We start from the raw sequence: 1,974 nt of genomic DNA on the forward strand, positions 1-1,974 counted from the left end.
GCCGTGGTCGACGCCGGGATCCGCGACTGGGAGCGCGCGCCCGAGACCGTCGTGGCCGACGTGCTGCCGCAGGTGGGGGCCGCGGCCGACGGCGAGATCGCGGCGTTCATCGACGCGCCCGTCGTCGAGAAGCCCGTCGTCGCGCTGCGCACCAGGGTGCCGGTCGAGGCGGGGGAGACCTACACGTTCTCCGCCCGGGTGCGCGCGCTGTCCGAGACCCCCCGGAGCCTGCCGATCCGCTTCGACGCCTCCGGGGTCGAGGCGGAGATCCCCGACCTCAACGCCGACTGGCAGACCGTCGAGGGCGAGTTCACGGCCGCCGACGACCAGACCGAGGCCGAGGTGCGCATCGTGCTCGACGGCCCGGTCGAGGGACTGGGCGTCGACGACGTCACGGTCGCGGCCGCCGGCGGCGACAACCTCGTGCCCAACCCGTCGTTCGAGGCGGTCGACGCATCCGGCGCGATCCTGAACGACTCGCTCGTGCTGCGGCAGGACAGCGCGGCGCTGGGTGTCAACCTCGCGGCGGGCGAGGCCCGCTGGAGCGCCCGCCGCTACGAGGACGGATCGGTCGTCGACGGCACCGCGCAGCTGCGCGACGGCGTCTCCGCCATCCCGCTCGAGGGCGTGTCGCAGGGGTACTACACGATCACCGTGACGGACGCGTCGGGCCGGGAGGTCAGCGCGCCCGCGGTCGTGCTCGACTACGCCGGCAGCCGCATCCCGCAGTCCGACCGCCTGGGAGCGGCGACCCACCTCGAGCGCGACGCCTACCGCGACGGCGGCGAGGCCGCCGCGTCGCTGGGCCTGTCGGCCGCCCGCAACGACATCAAGTGGTCGCAGAACGAGCCCTCGCCGGGCAGCTACCAGTGGACGCAGACCTACATCGACGAGCTCGGCAAGCTCAAGGCGCAGGGCGTCGACCTGCTGGGCGTGATCGACAGCGGCAACCTGCTCTACACCGGCACGGGCGGCCAGGCCGAGTGGCAGAAGCTGAAGACCCCGCCCACGTCGCAGCAGGGCATCGACGCGTTCGGCCGCTTCGCCCGCGCGATCGCCGAGCGGTTCGACGTGATCGGCATCGAGGTGTGGAACGAGTTCAACCACGAGCCCTTCAACAAGGGATGCCGCACGGCCGACTGCTACCTGCCGCTGCTGCAGGCCGTGGAGAAGAACGTCAAGGGCGTCGATCCCGACATCGCGGTCGTCGCGGGCGCCACGGCCAACTACGACGAGGGCTTCCTGAACTCGCTGTGGCAGATCGGCGGCCTGAAGCACAGCGACGTCACGAGCTTCCACCCGTACGACATCTACGGCGATCCGGACGGCGCCGCCCGCGTCGTGGGGCGCTCCATCGACTCGATGAAGGCCAACGGCGAAGAGCAGCCCGTGTGGATCACGGAGCTCGGCTGGACGACGGGCGGACGCACGGCGCCGGTCTCGCTCGACACGCAGGCCAACCGGCTGATCCGCGCCGAGGTGATGGCGCTCGCCGCGGGCGGCGACAAGTACTTCTGGTACGACCTGATCAGCGATCCGGCGCAGGTGAACAAGCAGGGCGACGCGCACGAGGCCAACTTCGGCCTGTTCGACCCGCGCCGCGAGGGACTGCAGGCCCTGCCGCCCAAGCCCGCCGCGTTCAGCCAGGCGCTGCTCGCCTCGAAGATCGCGGGTCGCGAGCCCGTGCGCTCGGACGGCATCGAGGGCGTGCGCTCGGTGCGCTTCGGCGAGGACGGCGACGAGGTGCGCGTCGCGTGGGTGGCGAACGGGAATCGCACGGTCGAGTACGAGGCCGAGGGCGACGTGCAGGTGACCGACGCGTGGGGCCGCGTCTCCACGGTCAGCCCCCGCGACGGCAAGGTGTCGGTCGAGCTGACCTCGAGCCCCGTGTTCATCGAGCCGGCGCCCGCGGAGTGAGCGCGCCGGGACCTGTCGGCTCGCCCACCTAGACTGGCGGCATGGTGCCCCCGACCG

Annotated in this window: 1 protein-coding gene; it reads left to right on the forward strand. The window is 72.2% G+C overall.

Features of this window, described 5'->3' with window-relative positions; all coding sequences use genetic code 11:
* Nucleotides 1-1,917, forward strand: a 1,917-nt coding sequence (locus IR155_RS15605) for a hypothetical protein (RefSeq protein ID WP_167760830.1), incomplete at its 5' end; no start/stop codon positions are given.
* Nucleotides 1,918-1,974: the final 57 nt, after the last annotated feature.

This window comes from Microbacterium paludicola (assembly GCF_015235415.1).
Lineage (GTDB): Bacteria > Actinomycetota > Actinomycetes > Actinomycetales > Microbacteriaceae > Microbacterium > Microbacterium paludicola.